This window comes from Nostoc sp. WHI (assembly GCF_015714725.1).
Lineage (GTDB): Bacteria > Cyanobacteriota > Cyanobacteriia > Cyanobacteriales > Nostocaceae > Nostoc.
Genome location: NZ_WBKM01000242.1, coordinates 1 through 17,862 on the forward strand (window position 1 = coordinate 1; position 17,862 = coordinate 17,862).

Annotated in this window: 12 protein-coding genes; 6 read left to right on the top strand and 6 right to left on the bottom strand. The window is 42.2% G+C overall.

The window, feature by feature from the left end; genetic code table 11:
* The first annotated feature begins 24 nt into the window (after window positions 1–24).
* The 4 genes from recF to F8S12_RS24415 all read left to right on the top strand — a co-directional run bounded on the left by recF (window position 25) and on the right by F8S12_RS24415 (window position 6,309).
* Complete coding sequence (gene recF, locus F8S12_RS24400; protein WP_196518897.1) at window positions 25–1,188, top strand: DNA replication/repair protein RecF; 1,164 nt, start codon at window positions 25–27, stop codon at window positions 1,186–1,188.
* A gap of 320 nt (window positions 1,189–1,508) precedes the next feature.
* Window positions 1,509–2,630, top strand: a complete 1,122-nt coding sequence (locus F8S12_RS24405) for an acyltransferase family protein (RefSeq protein ID WP_196518898.1) — start codon at window positions 1,509–1,511, stop codon at window positions 2,628–2,630.
* Between the two features lie 365 nt (window positions 2,631–2,995).
* Complete coding sequence (locus F8S12_RS24410; protein ID WP_196518899.1) at window positions 2,996–5,347, top strand: putative PEP-binding protein; 2,352 nt, start codon at window positions 2,996–2,998, stop codon at window positions 5,345–5,347.
* A 137-nt stretch (window positions 5,348–5,484) separates the two neighbouring features.
* The gene (locus F8S12_RS24415) at window positions 5,485–6,309 is read left to right on the top strand and encodes an NAD-dependent epimerase/dehydratase family protein (RefSeq protein ID WP_230968241.1); all 825 of its coding nucleotides are present in this window, start codon (window positions 5,485–5,487) and stop codon (window positions 6,307–6,309) included.
* Between the two features lie 275 nt (window positions 6,310–6,584).
* Here the strand turns inward: F8S12_RS24415 and F8S12_RS24420 are convergent, their stop codons facing one another.
* The 3 genes from F8S12_RS24420 to F8S12_RS24430 form a co-directional block, all read right to left on the bottom strand.
* On the bottom strand, window positions 6,585–7,247 hold the full coding sequence (locus F8S12_RS24420; protein WP_196518901.1) for a DUF1361 domain-containing protein: 663 nt from the start codon (window positions 7,245–7,247) through the stop codon (window positions 6,585–6,587).
* Between the two features lie 471 nt (window positions 7,248–7,718).
* Complete coding sequence (locus F8S12_RS24425) at window positions 7,719–9,179, bottom strand: hypothetical protein (protein WP_230968242.1); 1,461 nt, start codon at window positions 9,177–9,179, stop codon at window positions 7,719–7,721.
* A 138-nt stretch (window positions 9,180–9,317) separates the two neighbouring features.
* A complete protein-coding gene (locus F8S12_RS24430; protein WP_196518902.1) occupies window positions 9,318–11,201 on the bottom strand; it encodes an iron uptake porin in 1,884 nt (627 codons plus the stop codon).
* Window positions 11,202–11,932: 731 nt separating this feature from the next.
* Here F8S12_RS24430 and F8S12_RS24435 point away from each other — a divergent pair.
* On the top strand, window positions 11,933–12,415 hold the full coding sequence (locus tag F8S12_RS24435) for a TerB family tellurite resistance protein (RefSeq protein WP_196518903.1): 483 nt from the start codon (window positions 11,933–11,935) through the stop codon (window positions 12,413–12,415).
* Window positions 12,416–12,874: 459 nt separating this feature from the next.
* Here F8S12_RS24435 and F8S12_RS24440 read toward each other — a convergent pair whose 3' ends face one another.
* The 3 genes from F8S12_RS24440 to F8S12_RS24450 form a co-directional block, all read right to left on the bottom strand.
* Window positions 12,875–13,126 carry a DUF5340 domain-containing protein gene (locus F8S12_RS24440; protein WP_196518949.1) on the bottom strand — a complete coding sequence of 84 codons (252 nt, stop codon included), beginning with the start codon at window positions 13,124–13,126 and terminating at the stop codon, window positions 12,875–12,877.
* Window positions 13,127–13,551: 425 nt separating this feature from the next.
* Window positions 13,552–14,982, bottom strand: a complete 1,431-nt coding sequence (gene lpdA / locus F8S12_RS24445; protein WP_196518904.1) for a dihydrolipoyl dehydrogenase — start codon at window positions 14,980–14,982, stop codon at window positions 13,552–13,554.
* A 278-nt stretch (window positions 14,983–15,260) separates the two neighbouring features.
* Window positions 15,261–15,503 (bottom strand): hypothetical protein, encoded by a 243-nt coding sequence (locus tag F8S12_RS24450; RefSeq protein WP_196518905.1) that lies wholly within the window; start codon window positions 15,501–15,503, stop codon window positions 15,261–15,263.
* Between the two features lie 214 nt (window positions 15,504–15,717).
* On the opposite strand from F8S12_RS24450, the gene F8S12_RS24455 reads away from it, so the two are divergent.
* Entirely contained in the window at window positions 15,718–17,493 is a 1,776-nt protein-coding gene (locus F8S12_RS24455; protein WP_196518906.1) for an SWIM zinc finger family protein, read from the top strand.
* The last annotated feature ends 369 nt before the right edge of the window (window positions 17,494–17,862 follow it).

Consider the following 17,862-nt stretch of genomic DNA (forward strand, 5'->3'; position numbering starts at 1 on the left):
ACTCCCTACTCCCCACTCCCCACTATGTACCTCAAAACTATAAACCTCCGACAATTTCGCAATTATCAAGACCAAAAGGTTGATTTTACTGCTGCTAAAACAATTTTGGTAGGTAATAACGCTCAGGGAAAGTCGAATTTGTTGGAGGCGGTGGAGTTGTTGGCGACATTGCGATCGCACCGAATGACCCGCGATCGCGATTTAGTTCAAGAAGGGGAAGTCATAGCCCAAATTAATGCCACCCTTGAGCGAGAAACAGGCGTTAGTGATCTGACTTTAACCCTCCGCCGCAATGGTCGCCGTAGCGTTGCTCTCAATGGCGAATCTATCCGCCGCCAAATGGATTTTCTCGGCGTTCTCAATGCAGTCCAATTTTCCAGCTTGGATTTAGAACTGGTACGCGGCGGCCCCGAAGGTCGCCGCAACTGGTTAGATACACTCTTAATTCAACTCGAACCAGTTTATGCTCACATTTTGCAGCAGTATAATCATGTGTTACGCCAGCGCAATGCATTTTTAAAGAAAACTCAGAACTCAGCACTCAGCACTCAGCACTCAGCACTCAGCACTCAGCACTCAGCACTCAGCACTCAGCACTCAGAACTGGCTCTGTGGGATGCACAGTTAGCTACCACAGGAACCAGGGTAATTAGACGACGCGATCGCGCCATCCAACGACTAGCTCCTATTGCTACCGCTTGGCACGGCAGTATCAGTGGCAGTACGGAAATTCTGCAAATTAAGTACTTGCCTAATATTCCTTTAGAGGATAAGCATCCAGAAGAAGTGCAGCAAGCTTTTTTAGTGAAAATTCAGCAGCGAGCCGTTGCTGAAATGCACCAAGGTACTACCCTTGTTGGCCCCCATCGAGACGAAATAGAATTAACTATTAACCAGACACCCGCTCGTCAATATGGTTCTCAAGGTCAACAACGAACGCTGGTTCTAGCCTTAAAATTAGCAGAATTACAATTAATTGAAGAAGTTGTCAAAGAGCCACCATTGCTATTGCTTGATGATGTTCTTGCCGAGCTTGATTTATCCCGCCAAAATCAATTGCTTGATGCTATTCAAGACCGTTTTCAAACCCTGATTACTACCACTCACTTAGGTTCTTTTGATTCCCAGTGGTTAAAGTCCTCCCAAATTCTTTTTGTGAAAGCAGGAGAAATAATTCAACATTTATAATAATTTTGGTTGAAAAGGTTTAGCTTTTCGTCGAGTGAAAAGCCACTGAATAATTTTAATCTACTTTGATCCTCATTGAGTTATTGACATTTTAGAAAAATTCAGTTTTTGATAAAACAACCTGCGGAGGGCAAAACTTTGAGTGGATCTATTCATGCAGAATCTGTGTAATATCGAAATTTTGTCCGGGTAATGTATAATAAAAATTACAAAAAACAGAATATGTCTGTAAAAGTGCGGTATATCAGATAACTTAGCTGGATTCTTGATGTCGCAAACTTTTCAGCCTATTCTTTTGCACCATCAAGGAGTAAAGATTCTTGGAAAAACTGTCAACAACTTCCCCTGCAAGTAATCCAGAGACTTCAGTTGGTGGAAATGCACATTCAAGATTTTACATACCATCTCTCGATGGGATAAGAACTGTTGCTTTCTTACTTGTGTTTGTATCCCATGCAGGACTTGGAAATATTATTCCCGGAGGCTTCGGTGTAACAGTATTTTTCTTTCTCAGTGGGTATTTAATAACAACCCTTCTAAGACGAGAGTATGATCGCTACGAGAGTATTGATTTTAAGCTCTTTTATATAAGACGAATACTGCGTATTTGGCCGTCATTTTATCTAGTGTTAATTTTAGGAACTACCTTAACTGCCTTAGGGTTATTTAAGGAACAAATTATTTATTTGCCCGCGCTCTTGTCTCAAGCTTTGCACTATGCCAACTACTATATAATTTTTGGATTAGCTCAAGGAGTAGCTCCTGGTAGTTGGGTATATTGGTCTCTCGCTGTCGAAGAACACTTTTACTTACTTTTCCCACTGCTTTATCTAGCTCTACGTAAACTGCGTATGAGTCCAGCTAGACAAATGCAAATCCTTTGGGGATTATGTTTAGCTGTCTTACTTTGGCGATGCATTCTGGTTTATGGTTTTGATGCCTCCTCAACACGTGTATTTTACGCAACAGATACTCGGCTAGATAGTATTCTATTTGGCTGTGCCTTGGCAGTTAATCATAATCCGATAATGGACCCTCAACATCACTCTAACAAGTTATGGAAGTATTTCTTTCTGCCTGGAGGAATAATCTTAATTCTCTTTTCATTCGTATATCGCTCACCTGAATTTCAAGAAACCTTTCGTTATACGATACAGGGAATTGCATTATACCCAATCTTTATTGCCGCTATTCGCTTTCCCAATTGGGGATTATTTCCATTGTTAAATTTGAATTGGGTGCGTTTTATTGGTTTACTTTCTTACTCTCTGTACCTTGTCCATTTCACTGTAATATTCGCTGTTATGAGACATCTACCTCAATTTCCTAAAGTTATCCAAGGAGGGATTTCTCTATTAATTTGTTTTGGATTAGCCTATGGGATTTATCACTTCATAGAGTTTCCAATTGGACAGTTACGCAAAAAGTTTTCACGTTCATAATTTGGCACAAAAGACAGCTTTACTGAGGTATATTATGATTGCTGGCAAGATTAACGCCTAATTTCTCCAGCACCGAGAAATCCCCTGAATCACGCGGCTGAGTGCTGGGTAACCCCATAATAAATCTAGGTGATTGAAATAAGGACGCTTTCTCTTGAAAAGTTTGGAGCGCTGTGAGTAAGCATTGCCAGCGCTCCAAACTTTACATCGTGTAACTAGCAATTAATTACTAACTAGGTCGGCAAAATTAAACGTAAATGCTGAAAACTCTTTCTAATAAGGAGCCAGTGGATTTACGTATGATAAAGTACCGGGAGGGAATGGCTGTGGCTACAAAAATAGATAACTGACAACTAACAAATTGAGTGGATAAACTCTACTGGCTAGACCAAATTAAACTACCAGACCGCGTCAAAGTAGGTGAAAAAGCGTTTTACTTAAGCAAAATTATCCAGCGTGGCTATCCGGTGGTGCCTGGTTTTGTTATTTCGGCGGAAATTTTGCGACAATTTCTCGAAAATCTTAACAGTTCAGAGTCATTAGTTGCTGACTTACCCCATTCTTCGTTATACCTAGATGTAGCTAATTGGCGTCAACTTCAACAAGTGGCTGGTCGCTTGCGCCAGGAAATTCTGACTGCCACAGTACCACAGCAGTGGGTGAGTACAATTTTCCAAGCAGCAAGAGAATGGCAAACTGGCTGTTTGATTCTCCGACCTACTCTAGCAGTATCAACTGCGACCCCAGGTATGGGAAATATATCTGGGTTGCTAGAGTCGGTGTTTTGTCACTGCGAACCCGAAGCGATCGCTTTTGGATTAAAGCGTACCTGGAGTCAGATATTTCGTGCGAGAAGTCTACTATATTGGCAGCGAGCCGGAATTGACCTACAACAAATAAATCTAGCAGTTTTGGTGCAACCTGTTGAAAATGCGATCGCTAGTGGCTTGCTCAGAGTCAACCCCTCTGGGTGGGAAATTGAAGCTACTTGGGGATTAGGAATTGCGATCGCTCTTGGCGAAGTCCAGCCAGATATGTACTACATTCAACCGGAAACTGGGGTTGTGCTTGAGCAACAGCTAGGCAAGAAAACGCTGGCTTATGCTGTTGATGATGCAGCACCTGGAGCTTTTTCGCAACCTGTGCCGAAGTCAATACTAACCTCAGATAACACTTGTCTGATTACCTACCTACTTCAGGAAGCCCAACAAAAACAGTACGCTTTACAAGAAGAATACTTACAACAAATAATTGCTCTCGGAACTCAATTGGTGAGTGAACTAGGTAAAACATTTACCATTAAATGGACTATCGCTGGGCAAACCACATCTGGCAAACTCTACGTAACACAAGTTAGTACTCCCCAATCTGTAATTTCCCACGTCCACTTTCTCAGGGGACTAGGGGCAGCAGGGGGACGTGTTGTGGCCAATGCTCTGGTAATTACTAATCCACAACAGAAACCCAAACAATTACCCAAGGGAGTGATTTTAGTAGTATCAACAATCACACCTGATTGGTTACCGTTATTGCAACAAGTTGCTGGTATTATAACTGAACAAGGGGGATTAACCAGCCACGCCGCAATTCTTGCTAGAGAATTAAGTATCGTAGCAGTAGTGAACGCGACATCTGCCACAACCTTAATCCAAACTGGCGAACGACTGCTGCTTGATGGCAATAGAGGAGAAGTTTATCGGATCAAAGGAGACTCAAAACAGGAGATGGTAACAGGGAGAGAGGGCGAAGGGGGAAAAGTGGGAGAAAATTTTCTTTCTTCTCATCACCCTAAAGCATCCCATTCTCATCTACCGATGATTGCTACTCAATTGCTGGTTAACTTGAGTCAGTCTAGTTTGATAGAGCAAACGCAAAGCTTGCCTGTGGATGGGCTAGGATTGTTACGCTCAGAATTGATGGTATTAAACATATTGGAAGGGCAACATCCTAATAATTGGATTTTGGGCGGGCGTCAAGCAGAATTGTTAGAGCTATGGTCAAACCAGATTATGGAGTTTGCCCGTGCCTTTTCACCAAGACCAGTTTTTTATCGTTCTTTAGATTGGCGATCGCCAGATTTACCATCATTGAGTGATAGTTTACAATCTTCACCGCAGTCTATGTTGGGTGAACATGGCACTTTCAGCTATTTACGTAATCCTGCTGTATTTGAGTTAGAATTGAAGGCTTTGGCAACTGTACAGCAAGCTGGCTACAGTAATGTCCACCTACTATTACCTTTTGTTCGGACTGTGGAAGAATTTGTTTTTTGCCGTCGCAAAGTTGAGCAAGCTCTTTTAACTGAGGTATCGCAGTTTCAATTGTGGATGATGGCAGAAGTGCCAAGCGTACTGTTTTTACTGCCAGAATATGTCAAAGCAGGTGTAGCTGGAATTTCTATTGGTACAAACGACCTAACCCAATTACTGCTAGGAGTGGATCGAGAACAAGGACAGCTAGCAAAAGTATTTAATGAGCGTCATCCGGCAGTTATGAGTGCGATCGCTCAACTCATCAAAATGGCTCAAAGTGCTGGTATACCTTGTTCAATCTGCGGTCAAGCACCAGTTCTCTATCCAGAAATTATTGATAAGTTAGTGGAATGGGGTATTACTTCCATTTCTGTTGAACCAGAAGCAGTAGAGCGAATATATGAAGCGATCGCTCGTGCTGAACAACGTTTAATTTTAGCAGCAGCACGACGAAAACTCCATTAGTTAGGAGTAATTCAATTTTGGATTTTAGATTTTAGATTTTTCCTTCAATCCAAAATTGCCAGAGTTACGTAAAATTTTAAAATGTTTTTGATGCTAAATATGCATATTAGTAAATATCATAAACCATCATGAGTGTTATGAAAGTATTAGTTACTGGCAACGAAGGAATGATTGGTTCAGTTGTTGAAAAAGTTCTGCGTACTGACGGATGCGAAGTGATTGGTTTTGATATTGCAAATGGTCATAATATTCTAAATCCAAATGAAATTCGTTCGGCACTTCAAGGCTGCGATGCAGTTGTTCATCTGGCGGCGCTACTTGGAAACTCTGAGGATGTGTCGGATAAGATAATGGCGGTTAATCTTCTCGGAACTTGGCATATTCTTTCAGCAGCAGCAGAGGCAAAACTCAAACGCGTTGTTTTCTTCAGCAGTGTTGATGTATTAGGAGTGTTTAAAGGCGAGAGAAAACCGGATTATCTTCCTTTAGATGACAATCATCCTTGTTATCCAACCACCCCTTATGCCGTTTCCAAACGCCTTGGTGAAAAAATGTGTCAATACTTTACTGATAGCACAGGTATTTCAACTATTTGTCTGCGACCACCAGGTGTTTTTGATGAAGACACTTACGATTTTATTATTTCCAATCGGCAAGCTAATTCCAATTTTGAGTGGAATCCATTTTGGGAATACGGTGCTTTTCTGGATGTGAGAGACGCCGCAGAAGCAGCGCGATACGCTTTATACTGCCCTAATCCAGGTCATGTTACCTTGCTACTATGCGCTGATGATATTTCTTCGGCGCATCGAACTAGTCAAGAAATGGCTCAATCTCTACTTCCTGAAGTGGATTGGCGCGGAGGCGATGAATATGAACATGAACCTTACAAAGCCTTGATTAACACCCAACTCGCTAAAGAAGTCCTTCAGTGGGTTCCGCGTTATAAATGGCGACCATGAGATTGGGAATTTTCTGCTACAATTTTGAGATCATCAAAGTGTCGGCGAGTCACACAATTTCGGATTTTAGATTTTAGATTAACCTCATACCTAAAGTCAGGGGCTTGTCATTTAATTTTGGATTTTAGATTTATTTCACGTAGCTTGCTTCTCGCGGAGCGAGTATAAATTCGCTTGCTTGTAACCTTTTTTAAATTTTAGGCTTCGCCGTGAGCCTCAGCCGAACGGTTTTGAATTTTCAATCCAAAATCCAAAATTCAAAATCTAAAATTCGATCATCCTACGTTTGGGGTGTTAGAATCGGCTGATTGTGTCTTGATAGGATATGCATTTTTTGGTTGCCTGACAAAACCCAAAGTTACTCGTTTCATAATCCAGTACAAACCTGCAAGTATCACAAAACTGATAGCAATAATTACCAATGGCTGTTTACCAAGGATCTCTTCAACACCTTTAGTCAGTACGGCATCAGGTTGAGTAATAAAATCCCAACTGTTGAAACGCAAAAATCGCCCCCAATAGACACCAACAGCACAGAGAGCGTGGGTAATCAATTCAACCCTCCAGATCCATTCGCTTTTACCGATGCGATGTAAATAGTGACCCCAATTAATTAACGATATTACGTAAGCTTCAAATCCACCGAGAATTACTAGCAAATATACAGGAATTAGTACCAAAGTAATCATCCACACCGATTGAATCGTGCGGATATCATCTATCAGGTGAATTACATCAGTTAGCAAATATGGGGCATTTGGTAAGAAAGCGTAGAAAACTAAGAATCCTAGCCACCAAAGCCAAGTGCCACCCCGCTTGATGCGAAATAGCCACACACTCAAAGCCAAAGGTATAAAAGCTAGAAATAAATTCCAAGTCATCCAACTCATATTAATTCGCAAGACTTGCACAACTCTGGCTATCAATTCTTCTTTCATAGGTGCTAACTCAGAAGACGTTTGATTGATCTAGATTTACTTTGTCGTTTTAGGGTTAATCTCAGTGATTGACTGATAAAGTTTTTCTAATACCCAAGGAAATTGATTTCCTCTAACATCAGACAAGATTTTTGTGTCAGTTAAAAGTAAATGCACACTGATATAGATGTCCGAAACCTAGAGTTTTTGTGTATTTCAAACTGGGGAATGAAATTTATCAATCAATCGGCTTAAGCCACTAGTATAGCTAGAAAATCATCCGGGTAAAATCTACCACAGAATGGAAGCATGAACCACAAAAAGGCCACTAAATAACTTCCGGTCGAATTTCCTAACTGGAATGTTGCCCCTATCCTAGCTATTATTATTGATTTCATTCTGCCCAATTCGAGTTCCAGAAGCACCCTAAAGCTTTTGCCAAGAAGCCTAGAATAATTGTGCAATCCCTTGAGAACTAACGAGGTTAAATAACTAACGCAGTAGCACTCGACTCCGGGGGCCGATCGCTTGTTTGGGTAAGGTCGGTATTGTACAGCTATTAGTATAATCCTGTAAACAAGTAGTTTGAGCAAGGGTTTCAGGGTTCACAACTACTTGATTAACCTCCAGAGAATTACCACTACTGAATTCTATGTTAGGTGTAGTAGAAAGCGATGGAGAATTAGCCCCCAATGTGTACGTTGTAGTTATCGGGGAAGCGATCGCACTAACATCACTAACTACAGGTGGAGGAGCGATCGCACTAACATCACTAACTACAGGTGGAGGAGCGATCGCACTACTATCATTAACTACAGGTGGAGGAGTGGGTGTACTACCACCGCCAATTACAGGTGGAGGAGTGGGTGTACTACCACCGCCAATTACAGGTGGAGGAGTGGGTGTACTACCACCGCCAATTACAGGTGGAGGAGTGGGTGTACTACCACCGCCAATTACAGGTGGAGGAGTGGGTGTACTACCACCGCCAATTACAGATGGAGGAGTGGGTGTGCTACCACCGCCAACTACAGGTGGAGGAGTGGGTGTGCTACCACCGCCAACTACAGGTGGAGGAGTGGGTGTACTACCACCGCCAATTACAGATGGAGGAGTGGGTGTACTACCACCGCCAATTACTGGTGTGGGAGTTATGAGAGTTGCAGTTGCAGGTACTTTGATTGTTAATCTCGCCAAGGGTGAGTTAGTCATTTCCAAAGAAGTTACCTTTGGTGAACCTGGGATATCAGACTTGAAATCAAAGACTGTGGGGGTTGCACCACCATTGCGATCGCTATATCGCACTCCATAGCCACTTACTTCAAAAGTACCCTGATACTGGTTTCCAGTGTTTGGATCGGTGACAGTACCAGTGTATAAGGCTTTTGTGAGATTAAATTCATCCTGAACTACTCCTTGAAATGTGGTTCCGGCCAATCTTCCCTGGTATTTATAGGGTGTCAACTCACCGCCAGAGAGAATCGGCGAAGTGAGAACGCCGTTGAAGGAGACAATCGGAATACCTTTAAAGTCAACAAAGTAATGCAGGCTACCATCAGAGCGTGTTCTCATCTGTACATAATCTGACTTATATACAGGAACGTAATTAGGACTGTTCCTGGAACCTAAGTTCCGGGAGTAAGTTCCCGTGTCGTCTGTATCAACACGAGTAGTGCTTTGATTGAAGTTGGGATTAATGCTGGGAAGTTGGATAGTACCTGATAATGTCCCAGTGCTTTGAATTGTGATTTGAGCGAAAGCACTTGTTCCACCTAAACCGATGATGACTGCGGCTAAACTGCTGCTGCTAAGAACAACACAACCCAACTGATAGAATTTTGGATTTTGGATTTTGGATTTTGGATTGGGAATTGCCTTCTGCATATGGGTTGTGTAAATCCATTTGTCGCTAACATTTTTCCAACTGGTATGAGTTGATGAATGTAATTTCATGAAAAATTTGCTCATTTAATGACATATCAAAAAAATACGCACAGATTTTCCCTGCTCTCATTGAGTGATGAAAGCATTTCATACTGAATTAATCAGTATGGAAACAGCATATTTAATTACATTTACATCGGTATAAAATTAAAACCGGAAAGTTGCTCTCAATGCCCCAACTACTAAAGCATCGTTAGCAGCATTGTGATCAGGATTGAAAATGACGAATAAGCCCGGAGTCAGGGCAATATTGTCGCTTAACTGGGCGCGGTAAAAAAGTTCTACGTGAATTGATGTGTCACTACGTCCGCCTGCTGTCCCCCCATCAGAAAAGTTGGGAAAATTAAAGCCTTCGGGTAAAGTACTCGAAGTAATTTTAGGCGGTTGTCCTACGAGAACGCCTCCTAAATTCCCAGGACGCAGCAAATTGGGAAAAGCCGCGAATACCATCCAGTTGGTGGTTTCCACACTTCCAGAAATGTTGAATGGTTTGGAGGAAGTAAAGCCACCCCAACCGCCCAACTGCAAGTTAGGGTTAACTCGCCAAGCAACGGTAGTGCCAATTGCTTGGGTATCGAAAGCTGTAGCATCTGCAAAAGGCGAAATCAGTTGAGAATCACCGATGCCATTTCCCAGTAAGCCATCTGGGGAGTGGGAATAAAGATAATGCACGCCGATATCGATGTTATTGGTAGGTGCTAAACTTAACTGAGCGCCAGCAGTAAATCTACCGCCAAACAGTCCGCCTTGGTTGATGTTGCCAGGAAAACTGGGAATTTCCGCACTATAAACGCCTTGTAAACTAATGCGATCGCTAATTTGCCAGTCAAAGCCTATACCACCGGTGCCGTTGCCAATACCTAAAATTGGGTTACGTTGACCAAGTAGAGAAATTGCACCATCGCTAGAACCTTCTAAAGGGCTAATACCGCGAAAGGTGTTGATGGGGTTGACTCCCACTGTACCCAAGACAATTCCCAAGTTATCCGAGGCGAGAAATCGATAAGATAAATCACTAATAACTAAATTGTTGTCTGTATTTGACTCGAAACCTAACCGCCCCATATTGGTAGATACTAACGATGCAGCAGAACCCAAATTACCCGCAGACAGCCCTGTTAACAACAAATCTCGCCCTGTAAACGAAGTTGCTAAGGTTAGTTGGGCGCTACTTGTGAAAGTTAGATTCGTTTTTCCCTGGCGTTCAGGTACACCATCTCTAGGAAACAAATCCACATCAGGGCTATTGGTTCCCTGAACGCTAAAAACGGCTTGTCCAAATAGTCTGGTAGTTGTGGAAAACTGATTACCTTGTAATTCACTAGTCCGGTTTTCGACAGCCTCGACACGCTGCTGTAATTGCTGTAACTCTGGTTTGAATTCGCCTTGCAACCTTTGCAGCAAGATTAAATCTTCATTATTTATTTTATTGTTAGCGTAGGCGTAGCCCGCCGCAGGCATCGCTTCGTTAATCTTCTCTAAACAAGCATTTAAACCAGCAGCAAATTCATAACGGCTAATGGTACGATTCCCCAAATAAGTCTCATCGGGGTATCCAGCAATACAGCCATAGCGTTCTACCAAAGACTGCAAAGCACCAAAAGCCCAGTCAGAGGGTTGCACATCCTCAAGTTGCGATACTGAGTTGACTTGAGACATTTGGTTATCTGAGTCTGGAGGCTGAGGAGATAGAGAAAATTCTTCTGTGTTTTCTTGGTTCTGTGCTACTTCTGTTACAAGTTGAGTGTCTTTTAATTCAGATAAGTTAGGGGAACTTATGAATTGAATTTTTCCTCGACTTTTTTTAAGTATATTTTCGTACTTATTTTTTATGGCTGATGAGGTGGTTATATTTGGCTGCACAAATTCAGGCGGTGTAATTTCAGCAGGTGGGACTACTTGAGATAAATTTTCCTGTGCTGACTGTTCCACTAAATTATTCGACTCAATTACAGGCTGTGCTGGTAGATTGAGCGCAGATATTGGCGCTGTTGTTAACACGCCCATCATCAGTAGGCTAATATCACTCATGGTATTTCATTTGACTTGCACCAACATTTCTTTTGACAGACAAAGTTAGTGCGTATCAGGAATATTCCTAAAAAAAGAGTGATAAAAGTTACTATGAGTCTGAGAGGCGATCGCCGTGTTAGCGAAAGTTGGGGAGTTAGAGAGACAACATTCTCTCGTTCCCACGCAGAGCATGGGAATGGCTGATTAGGGGCTGCCATTGGTGACAAGTTAAGGCTGTAAGTCTTTTGTCAAGAGGCTTTGAGAGAATTGTTGCAAAAAAGCTGGTCAGACCCTCGTTGGAGATCAGGAAAAGGAGCGACAATTAACTTAACGTTTGGTTTTCGCTTCTGTTTGATAATACCTAAGTCTCGATTTTGGGGGTCAGCAAAATACTTAACGGGGTCTGTTGCCTTACTGTCTAGATTGAGTTTCTCACGATTTTTGACCTATCGAAATACCACCCTTGACAATTTCCTCTTTTCCTTAACTTGTCACCAATGTATCTAATAAGACTTTCAAGCTTATCCCAGTTTTCGGTTCGCCTGCTACTCAAGCCCCATTAATATATATTTAATCTCAAGCATTTTGCTAGGAAATATTTGCATATTCAGACATTTTTGTTAACTGTCTTAAGTGTCCAAAAATTATTTCTTAACTGTCCTTGTATTTTTGCTCTAATACTAATAATATTTCAGGGTTATTCCACGCTGGAATAGACACACAAAAATTAGTAAATAGAAGTAAAACTTATGTCTGACATCAAAAAACTTGGTCAATCTTGGATATTTAATTGGTTCTTTGGCTTTAGCGAGATCCCGACAGATGAAGATTGTTGCATTTATATGAAATCAGTTTTATGTTGCGCTAAAGGAGATGGAGTTCTCTCAAGCGAAGAAAAAGATTGGGCTATTGGATTCTGTGCATCCTGGGGAGTAGCAGACTGGGTAATTGAAGAGCTAAAAGCATACGAAGCAGATGAAGATATAGAAGAGGTAATTGCTCGCTCTCCTCAAGTATCTATTGCACAAAGAGATTTACTTCTCACAGCAATTAGAGCTTCTGCTGCTGATGGAGAACTTCATGAACAGGAAAAGAAAAAAATTCGCCAAATGGCTTCTATTATAGGGGTAAAAGAAGAGATAGTAGAGCAGTTAGAGCAGCTACACCAAGAAGAATTAGCATTACGGCAAAAGCGTATTAAGCTGCTATATCCGGAGAAAAGCCCCTATTAGTAATTTATATGTTTTAAGTAACTATATTCAACTCCAACGCTAAATAATTCCAAATTTGCTTCTACATCTTCTTAAAAAATTAAGAAGATGTAGAAGTAATAACTTTAGGACTTGTGTGTACACCGTAGCCGCAGGAGGAGAGACAAAGCATAGCTTTGGCTCTTTGGGGTTCTTAGGATTTAATAAGTAATCAAGCGGACATGGTATTAGTAGTTAGATAAAAATAACTGTGTTAAATTTATATCAATAGATATTTTTGCAAAACAGACAAACTTTTGTGACCAGAATCTTTCTAGCTCACTTTCAATTGCACCCCAAACTGTGCATTTGAGTCAGGCAAGGGCGGTGGAAGTTATGAGTACTGCCCTTTTCAACATACAAAGATTCTTCCTTTCTGGCGGCGGTAAGCTAACCTAACAAAGATGCCAAATTTGAGGTTTAGATAATAAGTTATCAGCTTTAATCTGGGGCGACAACTTTACTACCGTTATGATGGTTAATCGACCAACGGTAATCAACAGTTACAGAGGAAAACTCGCAAATTTCTTCTAGTCGCTTTTGTTGTACGGCAGCTTTTCGGAGAGTAATAATTAGCTGATTCACTTGATGCCGTAAATCGGGATTGTCATTTACCGCTAACATGGTTTGTCTTTCTAAAAGTTGAAGTATAAGTTCGTAGTGAATAGGTGAAGGTAGAGGAATTTGCTCCATGAAGTTAATTTTTGATTTCATATTTGAGATTTTGTATTAGTTAGAGTTTATGTCTTTTGAATAAATTGTTACATAATAAATAACTAGTTGTTCATAACTTTGATTCGATTAGCAATGAAGATTTAGCAAAGATATTGATGATACTTAACGGCAAACTGCTGCGTATCTACGCATAGTCTGCTTGATCGCCCCACAATTCTGTGTAGTTATCCCGTGCTAAAGGCGCTCTTAAGGTGTTTCTTTCAGAAATTCCTCGGTAATATACGGGCGATGTCTACGACGGGCTACGCCTACGCAGCGCCGGGATCTGGTTGTTTTACCAAAGATTCTCCAATGACTTTTGCATAATCAGTGCTGAGTTATGAGTTGGGAGTGCTGAGTTAGGAATTATTAACTCCTAACTCCTAACTTCTCACTCCTAACTTTTAGATGGCGATCGCTCGTTTATAAGCTTCGTCCAGGACTTCCGAAAGTGTCGGGTGGGCGTGAACTAGATGTGCGAGATTTTGAACAGATTGACGGTTTGCGATCGCTGCTGACGCTTCATGAATTAAGTCTGCGGCGTGCAGTCCGAAAATGTGGACACCTAAGACTTCTCCTGTGTCTTTGCGATATATCACTTTAGCCATACCGTCGGCTTCATTTTCTGCCAACGCTTTGGAATTTCCTTTGAAGTAACTCTTACTTGTGGCAATTTCAAATTCTTCGGTTTGTCCCAACTCCTTAGCTGCTGTTTCAGTTAAGCCGACATAGCTAACTTCTGGGTGGGTAAATGCGGCTGCGGGGATGCTGCGATAGTCTATTGTTCTTTCCCTCCCAACTATATTTTCTACCGCTATAATGCCTTGATTTGAAGCCGCATGTGCCAACATCATCTTGCCATTAGCGTCGCCAATAGCCCACAAATGCGGTACTACTTCACCCCCTGATAAGACTGCCATGCGATCGTCAACTGGGATAAAATTCCGCCGATCAACTTCCACGCCCACAGACTCTAAACCGAGATTTTGTGTCACCGGGATGCGTCCTGTGGCTACCAAGCAAGCATCTACTTCGATGACATCTACATCTTCTTTGGTTTTGAAATCTGCTAACTCAATCACTACAGGCGAACCGGGAATGACTTTTTTAGCGTATATCCCCACTTTCGTTTCAATATCGCGGGGAGTAATCAGCACCCGTTCGGCAAGTTTGGCAATATCGCGGTCAAATCCTGGCATTAACTGATCTAGGGCTTCAATCATGGTGATTTCACAACCCAAAGCTGAGTAAATATCAGAAAATTCCAAGCCGATGTAACCACTGCCAATAATTGCCACCCAGTCTGGTAGTGATTCTAGCTTGATGCCTTGGTCGCTAGTAAAGACAGTTTTGCCGTCTACTTCAATCCCTGGAGGTACAAAAGGAATTGAACCAGGCGAAAGGATGATGTCTTTGGCTGTGATGTTTTTTTCACCACCGTCTCCGGTGATGGAGACTTTTTGTGCCCCAGCAACTTTGCCCCAGCCTTTGATGATATCGACTCCTAGACGTTTGAGGCTGTTGGTTAAGTCGCCTTGAATTTTCGAGACGAGATTGCTGGCATGATCAGCGATCGCTTGACGATCAAATTCTACGCTCCCAACTTGAATTCCCAGCGATTTGAGGTGGTGGGTATTGCGTAACTCCCGCACACGTCCAGATGCCGCTAGCAGCGCCTTAGAAGGAATGCAGCCCCGATTAACACAGGTTCCTCCCATATCAGCAGCTTCAATAATCGCTGTTTTCAGACCGCAACTTACGGCGTGTAAGGCTGCGCCATGTCCGCCTACACCAGCGCCGATAATTACTAAATCGTAATCAAATCCTTGACTCACGTTAGTTTCCCTGTGTTCTTCGCCTATTTATTCTCAACTTGACCGGCAATCAGCGCAACCCCTTTAAGGTTTTGGTGTTGCTAACTGAAATTATGATTCACGCGCTTTTGGCAAAAAGATGGATGGTTTCAGTAATTATAGTCAAATCCATATACTTATTTTTTTTATACTACAAAGGGAGTGGAGAGTTAGGAGTGACCCCAATAGTGCATAGGTTTTGCCTAAAAAATAAAAATGTGTAGGTTGGATTGAGGAACAAAACCCAACATTTTACCAACTCAGTGCTGAGTTTTGGACAATTCCGAGTTAAAAGGTGCAACTTCCGAGTTAAAAGGTGCAACTTCCGAGTTAAAAGGTGCAACTTCCGAGTTCAAAGGCTCAACTTCCGAGTTCAAAGGCTCAACTTCCGAGTTCAACGGCTCAACTTCCGAGTTCAAAGGTGCAACTTCCAAGTTCAAAGGCTCAACTTCCAAGTTCAAAGGCTCAACTTCCGAGTTCAAAGGCTCAACTTCCGAGTTCAAAGGCTCAACTTCCGAGTTCAGAGGCTCAACTTCCGAGTTTTAAGCTTGAATTTCCGAGTTCAGAGCTAGTTAATGAATAAAAATTGCAGTCTTATCCAGACTCATCTTGAAAGCACTGCTCCTAACTCTTAGATATTTTTCTTTACAGCGGGTTAGGCTAACACATAAGCTGGATTTAGGATTCATCCAAAGGATTTACGCAGGCGATCGCTCGATGTCTATTCCTCAAATCAGTGAATTTACTATCCGCCGTCATGCCAACGCCAAATCTTTCCAGCGAGGCGAGGCATACTATGAGGCTGGTGCTGTCAATGCTGTTACTCAACGTGGTGATCTGATTCAGGCAGATGTGATGGGCAGTCAACCCAGACCTTATCATGTCAACCTGAGTTTCGATAGCAGTGGGTTAACCTCAGTCAACTGCACCTGTGTCTACGACCTTGATGGGTGGTGCAAACACGTTGTAGCGACGATGCTCGTCTGTGCGCGTAACTCAGAAAATATTGAGCAGCGCCCCACCCTAGAACAACTACTTGATCGCTTGGATCATATCCAAACTCAAAGGCTGCTGCAAGAGTTGGTGACAGAATATCCACCACTGATTGAGGCGATTGACCGCCATTTAAGTTTGATGACGAGTCCTGATGTCCAGGAAAAAACCACAAAATTTGTGCGCCGCAGTACTATTGATTCGGCTCCCTTTCGGCGACAAGTGCGCCAGATTCTTCGGGATGCTGTGCGCTGCTTCGAGGAGGGGTACGAAGAAGACCCGATTGCCGAGGAATTGCTGAGTGTGGTGCAAACTGCTGTAGATTTTAGCGAACGTGGAGATGGTGAGAATGCGATCGCTATTTTAGAAGCGATTACCTCTACCTGTGTAGAAAATTGGGACGATGTTGCAGAATACGGCATCGAAAATGATGAAATTATCGGGGAATTAAATGAGGCTTGGTGTGAAGCAATTCTCAGTGCCGAACTCACCCCAGAAGAAAAAGTTGATATTCAAATAAATTTGGAAGCCTGGCAAGATGAGTGGAATGCTGATTTTGGCATGATTATGGAGGCTTTACGCCAAGGTTGGGATTATCCACCGTTGCTGCAAGTTCTCCAAGGTAATATCACCGAAAGGGGAGCTTGGGAAGAAGATGTACCCGATTATGCAGATGATTTGGCACTAATTCGGCTGAAAATTCTCGAACGTCAAGAACGTTACCAAGAATACCTGTATTTAGCAGAAGCGGAAGGGCAAACCCAGCAGTATCTTACAATGCTAGGGCGTTTAGGCAGGGTGGAAGAAGCAATTGATGCCGCTCAAACCCAGATGAACTCAATGGAAGAAGCCTTCGCTCTAGCGAAAACACTAAGCGTTCAGGAGGCATTACAGCAGGCACTAGACATAGCCCAGAATGGATTAAATCTGCCGGGTAATTGTCAGTACGAATTGGGAATTTGGACAAGTGATTTAGCTTTTGAGTTGGGTAATCATGAAGCTGCTTTATTAGCAATTAAGGCTGCTTTCCAACTCAAGCCTTCCTTTGTTGACTACCAAAAAATGGAAGAATTGGCTGGAGAAAACTGGGAAAGTATCAAAATAGACCTGCTGAGAATTATTCGTACTTCTGGTGGTTGGGGAACAGAATCAGCCAAGGTGGATATTTTCTTGCATGAGGGGCTAATTGATGATGCAATTGCGATCGTTAGTGAACTCAGTTCTTATGATTCAGAATTGATTCACCGAGTCATGAATGCTGCTATCCCTCACAATCCTGGTTGGGTGATTGCTAATGCTTGTCGCCGTGCCGAAAAGATTATGGATGCAGGTAAAGCAGAATACTACTACTACGCGGTTGAATGGTTGAAAAAGGCACGTATTGCCTACTTGGAATCTGGGAAGAAGGCTGATTGGTTAAGCTATCGTGAAAAGTTGATACAAGCCCACGCTCGTAAACGTAAATTGATGGAAATGTTTAAGCAACAAGGTATGGAGTGATAACTATACAGCGCTTCCCGCTATTATGCAATACAGTTTTTCTCCTTGCCCTTTCCTAGCATAGCTTTCAGCTTTGAAAATGTACCTCATAGCTGTCGGAAGTGCTGTATGGTTATTTATAAAAAAAGTTAGGAAATCCAGCCTTTGCAGAAAATATCAATTGTAGGATATAAGTCTTCTCCCCCTAAAGTCATTTTTGGTTGCGCTACAGCAGACTCTAAGATACCAAGGTCGCGTATACCGTATACCTAATAGGCAAACCCATAATCATTGCTAGTGCAGCAACTCGGTCAGTCGAATTGAGGAATATACTGGAAGTAAAAAATAAAGGGTCTTTGAGAAATCGAAATTTACGTCATTTTCAAAAAT

Coding starts and splice junctions, on each gene's coding strand:
- F8S12_RS24415 (WP_230968241.1), top strand. CDS start 5,485: ATGAAAGTATTAGTTACTGGCAACGAAGGAATGATTGGTTCAGTTGTT.
- F8S12_RS24430 (WP_196518902.1), bottom strand. CDS start 11,201: ATGAGTGATATTAGCCTACTGATGATGGGCGTGTTAACAACAGCGCCA.
- F8S12_RS24420 (WP_196518901.1), bottom strand. CDS start 7,247: ATGAAAGAAGAATTGATAGCCAGAGTTGTGCAAGTCTTGCGAATTAAT.
- F8S12_RS24435 (WP_196518903.1), top strand. CDS start 11,933: ATGTCTGACATCAAAAAACTTGGTCAATCTTGGATATTTAATTGGTTC.
- recF (WP_196518897.1), top strand. CDS start 25: ATGTACCTCAAAACTATAAACCTCCGACAATTTCGCAATTATCAAGAC.
- F8S12_RS24425 (WP_230968242.1), bottom strand. CDS start 9,179: ATGAAATTACATTCATCAACTCATACCAGTTGGAAAAATGTTAGCGAC.
- F8S12_RS24440 (WP_196518949.1), bottom strand. CDS start 13,126: ATGGAGCAAATTCCTCTACCTTCACCTATTCACTACGAACTTATACTT.
- F8S12_RS24455 (WP_196518906.1), top strand. CDS start 15,718: ATGTCTATTCCTCAAATCAGTGAATTTACTATCCGCCGTCATGCCAAC.